Here is a 15,041-nt window from a genome sequence, read left to right on the forward strand (position 1 = left end):
AAGCCTTGGCGTTACAGCTGAGGCTTCTTTTCGATTCCAATCATAATAGGTGACGGTGGCTTTGGCTTCCGTTAGCCTGTTTAGTAAGAGAGGTGCGCCTGTTGTTACAAGGTATTATAGAAGCTTTTTCCAAGGATCCCGATTTCCAGTCTATCACCCATGGTGTAGCTGCAGGTATGAAAGAGCAGCTCATATCGGGGCTTACAGGTTCAGCTAGACAGATCATGCTTGCAGCACTGCATGAAGAGACAGCCCGTCCCTTGCTTGTGGTGACTCATAATATGTTTTCGGCTCAGAAAATGGCCGATGATTTACAGGAAGCGCTTTCCCCGGAACGAGTTCTGCTCTATCCTGCTAATGAACTTGTGGCTGCGGAAGCGGCTGTCTCAAGTCCAGAGACATTAGCCCAGCGTATTGATGTACTGACCAAATGTGCTCAGGGCTTCCGTGGTATTGTTGTAGTTCCCTACTCGGGAGTGCGCAGACTGCTCCCTGCACCAGAGATTATGGCAGAGGCACAGGTTACGGTTTCTCAGGATGGAACGCTTGCTCTGGATGAATTCTTGATGTCCATGATCGAAATGGGGTATGAAAGAGTAGAGCGGGTTGAGAATCGCGGTGAACTGAGCGTAAGAGGTGGAATTATTGATTTTTATCCAATGACTTCTCCTTTAGCATATCGTGTTGAGTTATTTGATGATGAGGTTGATTCCATCAGAACGTTTGATCCAGTCGATCAGCGTTCTATTGATAAAGTACGAAGTGTGAAGATTACACCGGCTAAAGAGATCATAGCGAGCAGGTTTCGCCAGGAATCTGCTTCTGCTGAAGCATCTGTTATGCTGGAACGACAGCTTGAGAAAATGGCGGATCGGCAGGCTAAGTTGCGTCTAAAAGAAGAAATTGGACGCGAGCTAGAAATGCTGCGCGAAGGAACCTATTTTCCTGAAATCTATAAATATATCAGTCTTTTATACCCTGAACGCTCTCATTTATTTGATTACATGGCCCAGGATACGATTCTTATTCTCGATGAGCCGACAAGACTGCTTGAAACGGCGAAACAGCTCGAAAGAGATGAATCGGAATGGAACCTCCATCTGATGCAAAACGGCAAAACATTGCCGGATCTGGATCTCTCTGTTGAGACAGATGTTGTGATGTACAAACGTCCGTTCCAAAGCCTGTTTATGTCGATCTTTTTGCGCCAGGTCCCACACATTCAACCACAGAATATTCTTGGGTTTATTAGTCGTGGGATGCAGGATTTCCATGGTCAGATGAATGTGCTTAAATCGGAAATGGAGCGTTGGCAGAAGTCTGGTGTAAAGGTAATGATGCTTGCGAGCAGTGAAGAACGGATTGAGCGTGTGCGCAGAGTCCTTTACGACTACGGCATTGATGAGCCAACGATCGTACAAGGGAACCTGGGTTCAGGCTTTGAGCTGCCTTCTATTCATTTAGCCGTTATCACTGAAGGTGAGATGTTCTCTCAGAAGCAGCGGAAGGCACGGAAGATCTCCAAAGGGATAGATAATGCTGAACGGATCAAGAGTTATACTGAGCTGAAAATTGGTGATTATGTCGTTCACCAGAACCATGGTATCGGTAAGTATATGGGGATCGGCACGTTGGAGGTCAGCGGTATTCATCGCGACTATATGCATATTTTATATGCGGGTGGCGATAAGCTTTCGGTTCCGATTGAGCAAATTGACTTAATTCAGAAATATGTCGGTTCAGAAGATAAAGAGCCGAAAGTATATAAATTAGGCGGTAATGAATGGACACGGGTGACCAATAAGGTCCGCTCTTCCGTTCAGGATATTGCTGATGATCTAATCAAACTGTACGCTGAACGCCAAAGTGCAGCAGGGTATGGTTTTGAGAAGGACACACAGGAACAGCGTGAATTTGAAGAAATGTTCCCTTACGAGGAGACTCGGGATCAGCTTCGAGCGATTGAAGAGATTAAGAAGGATATGGAACAGAATCGTCCAATGGATCGGCTCCTTTGTGGAGACGTTGGATATGGTAAGACGGAGGTAGCTATACGAGCAGCCTTTAAATCAGCGATTGAAGGTAAACAGGTGGCTGTACTGGTACCGACAACGATTCTAGCTCAGCAGCATTATGAGACCTTCCGGGAACGCTTCGCAAATTATCCGTTAAATATTCAAGTCCTAAGTCGTTTCCGCAGCCGTAAGGAGCAGAATGAGACGATTAAAGGCGTTCGGGCAGGAACGGTTGATGTGGTTATTGGTACCCACCGTTTGTTGTCTCAGGACCTTGTATTTAAGGACTTAGGTTTATTGATCGTGGATGAGGAACAGCGATTTGGCGTGACTCATAAAGAGAAGCTGAAGAAGTTAAAAACGAATGTAGATGTTCTTACCCTGACAGCAACTCCAATTCCTCGTACATTGCATATGTCGATGCTGGGCGTGCGTGATTTGTCTGTCATTGAGACGCCGCCGGAGAACCGTTTCCCCGTGCAGACTTATGTTGTTGAGCATAGTCAGACGCTTACGCGGGAAGCTGTAGAGCGGGAATTGGCTCGTGGCGGTCAAGTGTACTATCTCTATAATCGTGTGCAGGGCATTCAAGAAATGGCCGCTCAAATTTCTATGCTTGTTCCTGAGGCTAGAGTAGGCATTGGACATGGCCAAATGTCGGAAGCGGAGCTGGAGAAGACAATCCTTGATTTTCTTGATGGAGAATACGATGTGCTGGTCAGCACAAGTATTATTGAGACGGGTGTAGATATTCCTAACGTAAACACACTTATTGTGCATGATGCGGATAAGATGGGCTTGTCTCAGCTCTATCAATTACGTGGACGTGTAGGCCGGTCCAACCGGATTGCGTACGCCTATTTTACCTATCAGCGGGACAAGGTTCTGACTGAAGTGGCAGAGAAGCGGCTGCAATCTATTAAGGAATTTACGGAACTGGGTTCTGGCTTCAAAATAGCGATGCGTGATTTATCTATTCGTGGTGCCGGTAACTTACTTGGTGCAGAGCAGCATGGTTTTATTGCATCCGTAGGATTTGATCTATACTCACAAATGCTGGCGGAGGAGATCCGCAAGCGTAAGGTTACTGTGCTTGGAGAGGAAGATACCTCGCTCAAAGAGGGCAATACCGTCATTGATTTGTCAATTGACGCTTATCTGCCATCCGAGTATATTTACGACAGTATCCAGAAAATTGAAATCTACAAAAAAGTTGCGGCAGTAACATCCTTCGATGATGCTTCTGAGCTTGAGGATGAGCTCTTGGATCGGTTCGGAGAACTGCCTGAAGCGGTTGTTAATCTATTAACAGTGGCTCGTCTAAAAGTGTATGGAAAAATGTATGGCATTGATTCCATGATCAGACGTGGTGATGATGTTTCCCTGAATTTCTATGAGGGAAGTCTTGGCGCCCTGGATACGGCGAAACTCGCGAAAGTTGGAAATAGCTTCGAAAGACGTGTACAATTCGATAGAGATGCTAAAGCCAGTATCCGAGTGAAGTCGAAAGACTTAAGTGATAAACAGCTGCTTGACTTGCTTGAACAGTTTCTTAAGGAAGCTAAACAGTCTTTTAAATCGAAGGGAGAACTACACAATGTCGTTAAATAAAAAAAAATCATGGAAAGTACTGCTCGTTTCATTGGTAGCAGCGGTTTCCTTTTCTATGCTAGCAGCATGCGGTAGTAGTGCTGATGATAGCAAGGCAGTTGCGACTTATAAAGGCGGAACAATCACAGAGAAGGAATTTGCTATGGATCAAAAAATCATGAAATTCCTCTCCCCGCAGCAAGCGCAATATTTAGAGATTGAGGCGTTTAAGGAGTCTATTTTGAAGCAGGAAGTGGGCTTTGAATATTTGGCTTCCAAAGCAACGGATGAAGCGAAGAAGCAGGCGAAGAAAGAGGCTGATAGCCAAATCGCTGACTTGAAGAAAGCTCTGGGCGACAATTATAAGAAAACACTTAAAGACGCTGACGTTACAGAGGGCGATATCCATAGTTATATGGAGCGTGTGCTGACGGTTTATCAGGATATGCTGCTTAAAGTGACAGACGATCAGGTTGTCAAAGAATTTGAAGCTACAAAAGGTGACTTTACGGTAGCGACTTTGCGTCATGTGCTAATCGGTCTGACAGATGCTAACAACAAAGAACGCACTAGTGAAGAAGCACTGAAAATCGCGAAGGAAGTTAAGGCAAAGCTGGACGGCGGAGCTGATTTTGCAGCAATCGCTAAGGAATATACTGACGATACAGCCTCTAAGGAAACAGGCGGAGAATATAAAGATAAAGCTGTGGGAACGTATGTAGATGAGTTTAAGAAGGCTGCTCAAACCTTGCCTTTGAATACCATTAGTGATCCTGTAGAGACTTCTTATGGTTACCATATCATCAAGGTGGAGTCCCGTACCGACAAAACCTTTGATCAGTTAACGGATGAACAAAAAGAAGGCATTAAGAGCTCCATTGTGTCCAAGAACCTAGAAGCGTTCATGGAGAAAGATCTGGAAGGCATTATTGAGAGTATCAATCTGCCGAAGAGCTCTGCTGCCGCAGATGAATCCGGAACAAAAAATAGCGGAACAGAAGCCACTACAGCGCCAAGCGCATCTCCAAGTGCTACAAAAGCTGCTGAATAAACATCGGTAAAAATGGACAAGCTTACCTTAGAAAAGCCATCCTCACTTAATGTGAAGATGGCTTTTTATAAATATAAGGTAGTATAAGTTTCACACTATACTTTTTCCTTATATTTCTCGCTTAAGCGCTTACCGTCCTTATTAAGGACGCCGAAGGCGTTTATGCTTGTTCGAAGAAACATCTTCAGAACGGCCTTTATCTTGATGCAGATATTAATACATGTCAGCTTATGTATAAGGATCTGGGAAGAGATGAATACTATGGTCAGATATTACGATAAATCACTGGGATTATCCTTTCCCATAATGGACAGTAGTAAGACCATACTTCTTAAGAAAGCGGGGCACATGTGAAATGAAAGCTACTGGAATTGTTCGGCGTATTGATGATCTCGGACGTGTGGTTATTCCCAAAGAAATTAGACGTACTCTACGGATTAGAGAAGGCGACCCACTGGAAATTTTCGTCGATCGGGACGGTGAAGTCATACTCAAGAAATATTCGCCGATTGGCGAGCTTGGTGACTTTGCAAAAGAGTACGCGGAGTCCTTGTTTGAAGGTACTGGGCATATTACGATGATTGCTGATCGTGATACCTTTATTGCACTGGCTGGAGGCTCCAAGAAAGACTATTTGGAAAAACAAGTAGGGATTCTTTTGGAGAAGGTTATGGATAGTCGTAAGACTGTACTGGAAACCAACGAAGGCAGTTATGAAATCGCTAAAGATCATCCGGATTTGGTGTCCTCATATGTAGCCTCACCGATCATTTCCGGTGGAGATCCTATTGGTTGTGTAGTGATGGTAAGCAAGGATGATTCGGCGAAAATGTCATCAATGGAAATTAAAATGGCCGAAACCGCCGCCGCATTCCTCGGTAAACAAATGGAGCAGTAATCGTAATGTAGACCCCGCTTTCCTTTTGGTAACATATACAAAGGGCAAACGGGGTTTTGTCGTTCATACAAAACCGTTTCTACTTGTGGGCATACATACGTTATAATATAGAAATTCATCCCATCAAAGTTGTAGAAGCAGGTACTTTATGAAATCTAATACACAAACATCACGGCTGCTGCAGGGGGCATTTATTCTGAGTGCAGCAGCGATTATTTCAAAGCTTATAGGTACACTCCAAAAGATTCCGCTGCAAAATCTAGGCGGAGATGCGGTATTTGGTATATACAACACGGTTTATCCTTTATACACGATGTTGTTGACGGTAGCGATGCTGGGTCTGCCAGCGGCCATATCCAAATTTGTCGCTGAAGCCTCTGCAGGAAGGCGGGATGACGAGGGTCGGAGGATTCTGCGTTTATCTGCGGTTATAACAGCCATAAGCGGTTTGGTTATCGGAGCAATCACCTATGCAGGTGCGCCGATTATAGCTGGGTGGGTCGGCAACTCGCATGTGATGCCCGCTTTGCAGGCAAGTGCGTGGGGGCTTGCGGTTGTTCCAATCATGTCAGCTCTTCGGGGTTACTTTCAGGGTCTTCATAATATGGTTCCGACGGCTGTGTCACAAATTGTAGAGCAGTCTGTACGTGTTACGGTAATGATTGTACTGCTCTTATACCTGACCTCACTGGGTGCAGGCGCTGAGAGCATTGCTGCTGGCGCATTGCTCGGCTCAGCCGGGGGAGGGGCAGCAGGGCTTGTGATTATGCTGCTATTTTTGCGACGTCATCGGCGGGGATTAAGACAAGGGGCCCCTTTAGATGCTGCCGCTTCTGTCGAAAGTCAGGGTTTAAAGCTGCCCAATGCAGATAATGAGGGGCGTTCAAATCAACGGATTATGGGTGTTAAAGCAGGGGCCTTGCTGGCTTATGGAATTCCCGTGATGCTTGGCGCGCTCGCAATGCCTCTTATCGGTCTTGTAGATGTATTCACTGTACCTCGCTTGCTATCCTCTCTAGGAAGCGAAGTGGAGGCAATGACACAGTTTGGTATATACAATCGTGGTTTGCCACTAGTGCAGATTGTAACGATGATTGCCACTTCTTTGTCTGTCGTGTTCATACCAGCCTTAGCAGAGGCGAAGTACAAGGGAGACATGAAGCTGATCGAGAACCGTTGCAGCTTGTCGCTGCGTTGGTTCTGGCTGCTAGGGCTGGCAGCGTCAGCGGGCCTTGCAGTGCTTGCTGAGCCGATTAATATGGCTCTTTACGGCGACACCGCCGGTAGCAGCACTATGACTTGGCTGGCCTTAACCGCTGTTGGCGGTACGGTCAGCATCATCTCGGCTGCACTCTTGCAGGGCCTCGGCTACGTGCGCGCCCCGGCCCTGCACCTTTTGGCCGCCGCGCTGCTCAAGGCGGCCCTGAACCTGCTGCTGGTTCCGCAGCAGGGCATTACCGGCGCAGCCATCGCTGGCGTGGCCGCGCATTCGTTCGCAGCAGCGCTCAACGTGCTGCTGCTGTACCGCCAGGGCCATCTGCGGCTTCGCCTCGCAGATGCCCTGGCACGGCCCGCGCTGCTCACCGCGGGCCTGGCTCTTGCCGCTGCAGCCACCAGCTGGGGCGTGGACGCTGCGGCTACGGCCGCTGGCATCGGCGGCGGGCGCACTGCCAGCTTGGCGCAGAGCCTGCTCGGGGTGCTCGCAGGCTGCGCTGTCTTTGCCGTAGGGGCTATAGTCCTTCGGCTCCTTAGCGAGAGCGAGCTTCGCCAGCTTCCCGGCTTCGGCCCGTCCCTGGCGGACAAGCTGAAGAAGCTGCGCTTATTCCCTTAATCAACGTTCACATCACAATATAAAAATGCGGTCTGCTGAGACAGCCGCTTAAGAGGAGGAACAGACATGAGTGCAACATTAACGGTCGTCGGTCTGGGTTCAGGCAACCCTGATCGGTTGACACTAGGAATTATAAAGAAGCTGAAGGCAGCATCCGTTGTCTATGTCCGCACAAAAGAGCATCCAGTCATGGCTGCCCTCTCCGAGCTTGAAATAACTTCCCAGTCCTTTGATGGATTGTATGAATCTTTATCTTCGTTTCCAGAGGTGTATGCAGCGATTACTTCAAAACTGATTGAAGAGGCTCAAGCAGCAGCAGACGGTACAGATATTGTTTACGCGGTTCCGGGTCATCCTATGGTTGCGGAATCAGCAGTTTCCCAGCTGCGCGAGCGGTGTCCTGAGGAAGGCATTGAACTGCAAATATTGGGTGGGGAGAGCTTTCTCGACGAGGCGTTTGTTCGACTGGGGTTTGACCCCATTGAAGGGTTTCAGTTACTAGATGCTTCAGGCATTCGCAGTGCTCAGCTTCAGCCTGAACTACATACTCTGATTGGTCAGGTGTACGATAGCTTTACAGCCTCGGAGACAAAATTATGTCTGATGGAGCTGTACCCGCCTGAATATGAAGTTGTTGTGGGGCATGCACTCGGTGTCGAGAACGAAGAAAGTATTGTAAGAGTCCCACTGTACGAACTGGATCGACTCGACGGTTATGGCAACCTGTCGTTAGTTTATGTACCTGCGAATCGTGACGAGAATCTAAGAAATCGTACCTTTGCCCGTCTGCATGAGATTGTCGATATTCTTCGAAGCCCGGAAGGTTGTCCATGGGATCGGGAGCAGACACATGAATCCCTACGCAAAAATTTAATCGAAGAAACCTATGAAGTCCTTGAAACGATTGATGAGGATGACCCCGATCATATGAAAGAGGAGCTGGGTGACCTTTTGCTGCAAATTATGCTTCACTCTCAAATGGAGGAGGAGCTTGGCACGTTCAACGTGTATGACGTCATTGAAGGGCTGAATGATAAGCTTATCTTCCGTCACCCTCACGTATTTGGGGATACCAATGCGAATGATGCCGAAGAAGCGCTGAAGAACTGGGAGGGCATGAAGGCAGAAGAGAAGCGGCGTAAAGGTGTGAAGCCAGAGGAATTATCTGTTCTTAGTGGTGTTCCGCGTGACCTGCCTGCTCTTATGAAGGCATACAAGCTTCAGAAAAAAGCATCCAAGGTGGGCTTTGACTGGGACAACGCTACGGATTGCATAGCCAAGATTCGTGAGGAGATCGATGAGCTGCAGGAGGCGATTGACACCGATGCGACGACAGATGATCAAATTCTGGAACTTGGGGATTTATTGTTTGCAGTTACGAATGTCGCTCGGTTTATCGGTGCAGATCCGGAAGAGGCATTAACCCGGACTAACCGCAAATTTGTGCGCCGGTTTCAATATATTGAGCAAAGCTTGCAGCGCAAAGGAACGAGCGTAAAGGATAGTAGTTTGGAAGAGATGGAAGAACTATGGAAAGAGGCTAAGGCTGAGGAGCGAAAAGTCTAGTAATTCACAGCCCCTTTACAGTATATGGACTCAAAAATGGGGCAATGCTGTGGATGTAGCTTTTATTTTCTGATTTAGAATGTGGTCAGTAGTTTAATAGTGCTATAGAATAGATTCTGCGACGATTTCTGAGAAATAACTGCTTCTTTTTTAAAAAAACGACGAATCGTGGCAGGATTTTAAGGTGACATCAAGAATAACATAAAGACGAAATGCGATTCGCCCCATATTATGGTGGTGATTCTCGTTTCATTTATTTTTTCGTATCCTAGGAGGAACTTTAAATTATGAACAAGACAGATTTGGTAAACAACATTTCCGAGAAAAACGGATTGGCAAAAAAAGATGTAGAAGCAGTATTGAACGGATTCTTGGGTGAGATTACAGAAGCTTTGGCAAAAGGTGATAAAGTCCAACTGATCGGTTTCGGAACTTTTGAAACTCGCAAACGTGCAGGACGCACTGGTCGCAACCCGCAAACGGGCACAACGATTGAAATTCCAGAATCGACTGTACCGGCTTTCAAAGCTGGTAACAAGCTTAAAGAAGCCGTTAACTAATGCGTCTTGACAAATTCCTGAAAGTGTCCCGTTTAATTAAGCGCCGTACAGTCGCCAAGGATGTGTCCGAACAAGGCCGGGTACTGATTAACGGGCGGGAATCTAAACCTAGTAGTGCAGTTAAGATCGGTGACGAGATTACTGTACAATTTGGACAAAAGCTTGTAACGGTCAAAGTAGAAAAGCTGGTCGAAACGACTCGCAAGGACGAGGCCGCTGGTATGTATACTCTAGTTCGGGAAGAGCCTGTTGCCAAAAGCAGCGGACTGGACTGGTAAGAGTAATAGAAGAAGGCATAACTTTACATTTTGTAGAGTTGTGCCTTCTTTTTGTTTCTATTATTTTTAGTGGGACGGGATGTTCTATAACTTCTGCCTTTGCCATAGATTAGAGGTAAGAAGGAGGGGTACATGCTATGATCGAGCCAGGAAAGGTAAACAAACAGCATGATCTGCACATGCGCAGTCGGAAGCAGCTGGAGTTGACGGGCGTGCAAAATGTGGAGAGCTTCGACAGCGAGGAATTTTTGCTTCGTACAGAACTCGGCCATCTCACCATTCGCGGGAATCATTTACATATCAAAAATTTAAGTCTGGAGAACGGAATGTTGTCCCTAGAGGGCAATGTACATTCCCTGATTTATCTCGATCCCGGATCGCAGGGCAAAAATAAAGGTCTGCTCGGTAAGCTATTTAAATGAATCCTGCAGTCCAGTGGGTGACGCTGTTCTACATGATCATGGCCGGGCTGGCAATGGGACTGGCCTATGACAGCTACCGGGTGCTGTCGCTGAAGTTCAATTTTCCCAAATGGCTGAATGCCATGCTAGATCTACTGTATTGGCTTTGGGCCGCCTTGCTCGTTTTTCGTATGCTGTATGCCGGAAATCAAGGACAATTGCGGTTTTATGTCTTTCTAGGTTTGTTTCTAGGAGTATGGATCTATTTTTTAATCTTCAGTGTTACGGTGCGGCGTTTTGTGTTAAGGTTAATTCAATCGGTTCAGTATATGTGCAGGTTGCTGTGGAGACTTGTGGAGATCCTGATAGGTACACCTCTTCTCTGGCTTTGGCGATTTATTTTAGGGCTGCTAAAGCTACTAGGTCGTATTCTGCGGTTCATCTTTAAGCTTCTGCTGCGTCTGACCAAACCAATTTGGGTATTACCTGTTAGGTGGATCTCTCCACAGTTATCACGGCTGACACATAGCGCCTGGATTGTGAAGATCACTGAATGGATTACCAAATGGCGGAAACGCTGACCTTGAATTAGGGGGTACGTTGCATGAACAGATTTACTGCGGAAGAGAAAAGTAATCATAGCAAAAATTCGGCCGCAGGCGCGAAGAGAAGAAGATTTATGTGGATTGTCTTTGTGGCAGTATTTTTTGGTTGGGCGGGTTATACTTACTTCGCTCAAAGTGCGGTCATTGCGGACAAGGGTGAGGAACTTGCAAAGAAACAGGAGACTAGTGAGGATGTCATGGCATCTTTAACTCAATTAAAATATGAATTATCCAGACTTAATGATGACGAGTATATTGGCCAATTAGCACGTAAATGGTACAATATCTATCCTCAAGGGGAAACTCCTATTCGAACAGAGCAATCCGAGCAATAATAGCGGCGAAAAGAGGCTTTTACTCTGTTGCCTTGCTTTGCTCTTTACTGTATAATCAAATCACCGCAGACAGGATGACCTTAATATTCGTCTGTATATTTTTAAGGGAGGATCATTTTATTCTATGGCAATTGAAGTGGGCACCAAGTTAGAAGGCAAAGTGACAGGCATCACGCATTTCGGAGCATTTGTGGATCTGTCAGGAGGTGTCACAGGTCTCGTTCACATCTCGGAAATCGCCGATAATTATGTCAAGGATGTTAACGATCATCTGAAGATTAGTGATGTAGTAACAGTCAAGGTGATCAACGTCGATAAGGACGGCAAGATCGGACTTTCCATTAAGCAGGCTGTTGACAAGCCAGCATCGGAAGTACGTCCGCCTAGAGCTCCAAGACCAGAACGTCCTAGCGGCGGAGACCGTTTCGGCGGCGGTGGCGGCAGTGGTGGAGGCGGCGGTGGATTCAATCGTGAACGGGGTGGGCGTCCATTTAAGCCTGCAGCCGGTAAACCTTCATTCGAGGATAAAATGTCGCGATTCCTGAAAGACAGCGAAGAACGGATATCTTCGATTAAGAAGAACACAGAAGGAAAGCGCGGAGGCCGTGGAGCTAAACGCGTGTAATCCAATACCTGTACATCATAAATAACCGCAGGGGCATTTCGCCCTTGCGGTTTTTTTGTCATGTCATATAAAATTGCCGACAGCATCCATGTCATTCTCACATAACTCTAGGGCAATCGCTGACGAAAGACCGCCGCGTCAGCGCGTGAAATTACGTTGTAAACAATCTTGAAACCAATCAACCTACCGTCCCGCAAGGGATAGAACCGCTTTTTTACAGATCATGAATGAAGGCTTTTTTGTCGGAAATTTCTTGTGTGTGTCCCTCCATTTCTGACAAACTTTCTCAATTCCCCGGTTATATAATGAGTACCATAAATTCTTAAACGGGTGGTGTAGGGGAATGAGTAAAAGCAACGTGGTAAATTTGCCAGAGTGGACAAGAGTAGGAAGTGAAGATAAGAAGCAGAGACAAGCATTGCGCACGCGTATTACAGCTTGGGGTCAGAAGCAGCGGTATGTTCAGCTAATAGCAGCGAAGAAATGGATGCTATTGCTCAGTTTCATGGGGTTTCTGCTGGGTAGAGCCATGATTCTGGACGAACTATCCCCTTTTGCTGTCGCATACTTTGCCGTCATTGTGTTTATGCGTCGCGACTCTATTTTACCTGTAGCTGCAGCCATTATAGCTGGAAGCCTCTTTACTCCATTCCCTGGAGCTTTGGTTACTACTGCTGAGCTGATTATTTTCTTTTTAGTTTATAAAGGCTTGGAAAGTTATGAACGAATAGATTTATCCTATGCACCACTTATGGTGTTCGTGTCTTCGTTTATGGTTGGCTTGTTCCAGATTGTTATTGGACCTTCTCTTTCTTGGTATCCGCTTATGATGACAACACTAGATGCTTTACTAGGTTTTGTGCTTACACTGGTGTTCATTCAAGCGCTGCCTCTACTAACCTATAAGCAAAAAAGTAGAGCGCTCAGGAACGAGGAGATTCTGTGCCTTATTATCTTACTTGCCTCAGTAATGACGGGCCTTGTGGGCTGGACCCTTAATGGTTTGTCTTTGGAGCATATATTGTCACGATATTTGATTCTACTCTTCGCCATGGCAGGGGGGGCTCCTCTTGGGGCTGCTGTTGGGGTGGTGACCGGATTGATTCTCAGTTTGGCGGATATTAGTGCTATCTATCAGATGAGCCTGCTTGCTTTTTCTGGAATGCTAGCGGGAATGATGCAGGGTGGTCGAAAAGGAGCAGTATCTATCGGGATGTTGCTAGGATCCACAATCCTTTCCGTCTATTTTACGGGTCCGGGTGATATGATGGCCTCAACATGGGAAACCTGCGTAGCGGTAGTGCTATTTCTTATAACGCCTAAGGCGATGATATCTGCCATTGCTAAATATGTTCCTGGCACGTCAGATCATAGCCGATCTCAACACGAATATGCGCGAAGGGTCAGGGATTTAACGGCAGAACGGGTGACGCAATTCTCACAGGTATTCCAGCAGCTGTCGAGCAGCTTTGGGCAGATTCCACGTGCCGGAGAAGTAGGGAAGTCAGACCGTGAGATGGAGGATTTCATGAGTACGGTGACAGAGGGGGCCTGTGCAGGATGCATTCGACGTTCCCACTGCTGGGATGCAAAATTCTATCAGACGTATAGATATATGACAGATATGATGACTACTGTTGAGGAATGCCCTGATATTACGGCAGCTCAGCTGCCTCCGGAATGGAGCCGGATTTGCGGTAAAACTGGTGAAGTACTTGAAGTCATGAAAGGACAATATGATCTTTACCAACATGATATGCGATGGAAAAGACAAATATACGATAGTCGTCAATTTGTTGCCGAGCAGTTATCGGGCGTGTCACAGGTTATGGAGGACCTAGCGCGTGAAATAAAACGTGAGGGACAAGCTATGTATCGTCAAGAAGCACAAATCCGTGAGACATTGGAGAAATTAGGGCTGTCTATTCATAGTATCGAAATCCTAAGTTTAGATCCTGGGCGTGTAGAAATAGAGGTGGTGCATGCCTATACTCGTGGTTTTGATGAATGCCGTAAAATGATCGCTCCGCTCCTTTCCGACATACTAGATGAGAATATTGCTGTCATGAGCGAGACGGCAGTCCATCCTCGGGAAGGATTGTCGATGGTTACCTTCGGTTCAGCCAAAGCCTTTGAGATAAACACAGGAGTGGCCGTTGTTTCTAAAGGAGGAGATATGTTATCTGGCGATAGCTTCAGTACCGTAGAGCTTGGAAACGGCACCTTTGCAGTATCCATTAGCGATGGAATGGGAAATGGTGAGCGGGCAAGAATGGAGAGTAGTGCCGCCCTCGGTATGTTAGAAAAGCTACTGCAATCCGGTATGGACGAGAAGCTGGCTGTAAAGTCGGTAAACTCGATTCTCTTATTACGTTCTCCTGACGAGTTCTATGCTACCGTTGACATGGCTTTGATCGATCAGTATTCCGCACAGACAACTTTTATGAAGATTGCTTCCGCACCAAGCTTTATCCGGAGGGGCAGTGAGGTCATTCCAATAACCTCTAGTAATCTGCCTATAGGAATCATTAAAGATATCGATGTGGATCTGATTAGCATGCAGCTTCGGGCCGGTGATATTTTGATTATGATGACGGATGGTATTTATGATGCGCCAGGATATGCCGTTAATAAGGAGATATGGATGAAACGGTTGATCCAAGAGCTCGAGGGGGATGATCCTCAAGATTTGGCGGATAGCCTGCTAGATAAGGTAATCCGTTATCAGGGCAATGAGATCCATGATGACATGACAATTGTCGTCAGTCGTGTAGATCATTTCCACCCAGAGTGGTCCAGCCTGCATATGCCTGGTGTCGGCCGAATGGAGCGTCCGCGTACGGTGAGTTAGGCTTAGGTTTTATGTTTGGTACGCGCGAAGCGCCGTATTGCCTGTGTGTTTAAGCATGCACGAAGTGTCGTGTTGCCTATATATTTGCAGTGCGCACAATGCGCCGTGCTGCTATAGGAGGTTTAAGTACGCGCGAAGCGTCGTGCGTGCTTGGAAGTCGGGGCGAGTCTGTGATGTGTAACTCGCCGGCCTCTACTATTTACGTTTCAAAGGTTCGCTGACTTTGGAGCGGAATTTTTTAGATCTAAACTGTTTACTAGTGAAGGTACGGAACGGAGAGAAAGTTTGGAGCTGTAGAAGCGGAGCGTTCGCCTTTATTATTTGATTTCAACCGCAGAGGGCGGTTTTAATAGAGAAATCAAATAATAACAGCGATCGAAAGCCCAAACATTTCTCGCAGTTCCCCTATTCACTATCCCCGTAGTTCAGATCGCA

General features: G+C 46.6%; 12 protein-coding genes. All 12 read left to right on the forward strand.

All coding sequences use genetic code 11. From position 1 onward, the window contains the following. Nucleotides 1-101 precede the first annotated feature (101 nt). The 12 genes from mfd to spoIIE all read left to right on the forward strand — a co-directional run bounded on the left by mfd (nucleotide 102) and on the right by spoIIE (nucleotide 14,606). Entirely contained in the window at nucleotides 102-3,626 is a 3,525-nt protein-coding gene (gene mfd / locus ACWNM1_RS17515; protein ID WP_449601913.1) for a transcription-repair coupling factor, read from the forward strand. Next, the gene (locus ACWNM1_RS17520) at nucleotides 3,613-4,656 is read left to right on the forward strand and encodes a peptidylprolyl isomerase (protein ID WP_076286878.1); all 1,044 of its coding nucleotides are present in this window, start codon (nucleotides 3,613-3,615) and stop codon (nucleotides 4,654-4,656) included. The genes mfd and ACWNM1_RS17520 overlap by 14 nt, the downstream gene beginning before the upstream one ends. A 355-nt stretch (nucleotides 4,657-5,011) precedes the next feature. Beyond that, nucleotides 5,012-5,554: a stage V sporulation protein T gene (spoVT, locus tag ACWNM1_RS17525; RefSeq protein ID WP_234540341.1), complete on the forward strand. Its 543-nt coding sequence runs from the start codon at nucleotides 5,012-5,014 to the stop codon at nucleotides 5,552-5,554. 148 nt (nucleotides 5,555-5,702) lie between these two features. After that, nucleotides 5,703-7,385 carry a putative polysaccharide biosynthesis protein gene (locus ACWNM1_RS17530; protein ID WP_449601915.1) on the forward strand — a complete coding sequence of 561 codons (1,683 nt, stop codon included), beginning with the start codon at nucleotides 5,703-5,705 and terminating at the stop codon, nucleotides 7,383-7,385. A gap of 66 nt (nucleotides 7,386-7,451) precedes the next feature. Beyond that, nucleotides 7,452-8,951 (forward strand): bifunctional methyltransferase/pyrophosphohydrolase YabN, encoded by a 1,500-nt coding sequence (gene yabN, locus ACWNM1_RS17535; protein WP_449601917.1) that lies wholly within the window; start codon nucleotides 7,452-7,454, stop codon nucleotides 8,949-8,951. Nucleotides 8,952-9,238: 287 nt separating this feature from the next. Further along, on the forward strand, nucleotides 9,239-9,511 hold the full coding sequence (locus tag ACWNM1_RS17540) for an HU family DNA-binding protein (RefSeq protein ID WP_036678778.1): 273 nt from the start codon (nucleotides 9,239-9,241) through the stop codon (nucleotides 9,509-9,511). Then, nucleotides 9,511-9,789: an RNA-binding S4 domain-containing protein gene (locus tag ACWNM1_RS17545; protein ID WP_042183857.1), complete on the forward strand. Its 279-nt coding sequence runs from the start codon at nucleotides 9,511-9,513 to the stop codon at nucleotides 9,787-9,789. The genes ACWNM1_RS17540 and ACWNM1_RS17545 overlap by 1 nt, the downstream gene beginning before the upstream one ends. A 137-nt stretch (nucleotides 9,790-9,926) precedes the next feature. After that, nucleotides 9,927-10,211, forward strand: coding sequence for a sporulation protein YabP (gene yabP / locus ACWNM1_RS17550; RefSeq protein WP_042123140.1), 285 nt, complete (start codon nucleotides 9,927-9,929; stop codon nucleotides 10,209-10,211). Further along, on the forward strand, nucleotides 10,208-10,771 hold the full coding sequence (gene yabQ / locus ACWNM1_RS17555; protein ID WP_076286874.1) for a spore cortex biosynthesis protein YabQ: 564 nt from the start codon (nucleotides 10,208-10,210) through the stop codon (nucleotides 10,769-10,771). Before yabP ends, yabQ begins: the two co-directional genes overlap by 4 nt. Before the next feature lie 23 nt (nucleotides 10,772-10,794). Next, nucleotides 10,795-11,130, forward strand: coding sequence for an FtsB family cell division protein (locus ACWNM1_RS17560; protein ID WP_042183861.1), 336 nt, complete (start codon nucleotides 10,795-10,797; stop codon nucleotides 11,128-11,130). A 124-nt stretch (nucleotides 11,131-11,254) separates the two neighbouring features. Next, nucleotides 11,255-11,755 (forward strand): S1 domain-containing RNA-binding protein, encoded by a 501-nt coding sequence (locus ACWNM1_RS17565; protein WP_036678766.1) that lies wholly within the window; start codon nucleotides 11,255-11,257, stop codon nucleotides 11,753-11,755. A 343-nt stretch (nucleotides 11,756-12,098) separates the two neighbouring features. After that, a complete protein-coding gene (gene spoIIE, locus ACWNM1_RS17570) occupies nucleotides 12,099-14,606 on the forward strand; it encodes a stage II sporulation protein E (RefSeq protein ID WP_149643863.1) in 2,508 nt (835 codons plus the stop codon). Nucleotides 14,607-15,041: the final 435 nt, after the last annotated feature.

Source organism: Paenibacillus sp. Marseille-Q9583 (assembly GCF_976954365.1).

What these genes read in the sequence shown, in the direction of transcription:
- spoIIE (WP_149643863.1), top strand. Translation starts at nt 12,099, where the DNA reads ATGAGTAAAAGCAACGTGGTAAATTTGCCAGAGTGGACAAGAGTAGGA.
- ACWNM1_RS17545 (WP_042183857.1), top strand. Translation starts at nt 9,511, where the DNA reads ATGCGTCTTGACAAATTCCTGAAAGTGTCCCGTTTAATTAAGCGCCGT.
- spoVT (WP_234540341.1), top strand. Translation starts at nt 5,012, where the DNA reads ATGAAAGCTACTGGAATTGTTCGGCGTATTGATGATCTCGGACGTGTG.
- ACWNM1_RS17540 (WP_036678778.1), top strand. Translation starts at nt 9,239, where the DNA reads ATGAACAAGACAGATTTGGTAAACAACATTTCCGAGAAAAACGGATTG.
- ACWNM1_RS17530 (WP_449601915.1), top strand. Translation starts at nt 5,703, where the DNA reads ATGAAATCTAATACACAAACATCACGGCTGCTGCAGGGGGCATTTATT.
- ACWNM1_RS17565 (WP_036678766.1), top strand. Translation starts at nt 11,255, where the DNA reads ATGGCAATTGAAGTGGGCACCAAGTTAGAAGGCAAAGTGACAGGCATC.
- yabN (WP_449601917.1), top strand. Translation starts at nt 7,452, where the DNA reads ATGAGTGCAACATTAACGGTCGTCGGTCTGGGTTCAGGCAACCCTGAT.
- ACWNM1_RS17520 (WP_076286878.1), top strand. Translation starts at nt 3,613, where the DNA reads ATGTCGTTAAATAAAAAAAAATCATGGAAAGTACTGCTCGTTTCATTG.
- ACWNM1_RS17560 (WP_042183861.1), top strand. Translation starts at nt 10,795, where the DNA reads ATGAACAGATTTACTGCGGAAGAGAAAAGTAATCATAGCAAAAATTCG.
- yabP (WP_042123140.1), top strand. Translation starts at nt 9,927, where the DNA reads ATGATCGAGCCAGGAAAGGTAAACAAACAGCATGATCTGCACATGCGC.
- yabQ (WP_076286874.1), top strand. Translation starts at nt 10,208, where the DNA reads ATGAATCCTGCAGTCCAGTGGGTGACGCTGTTCTACATGATCATGGCC.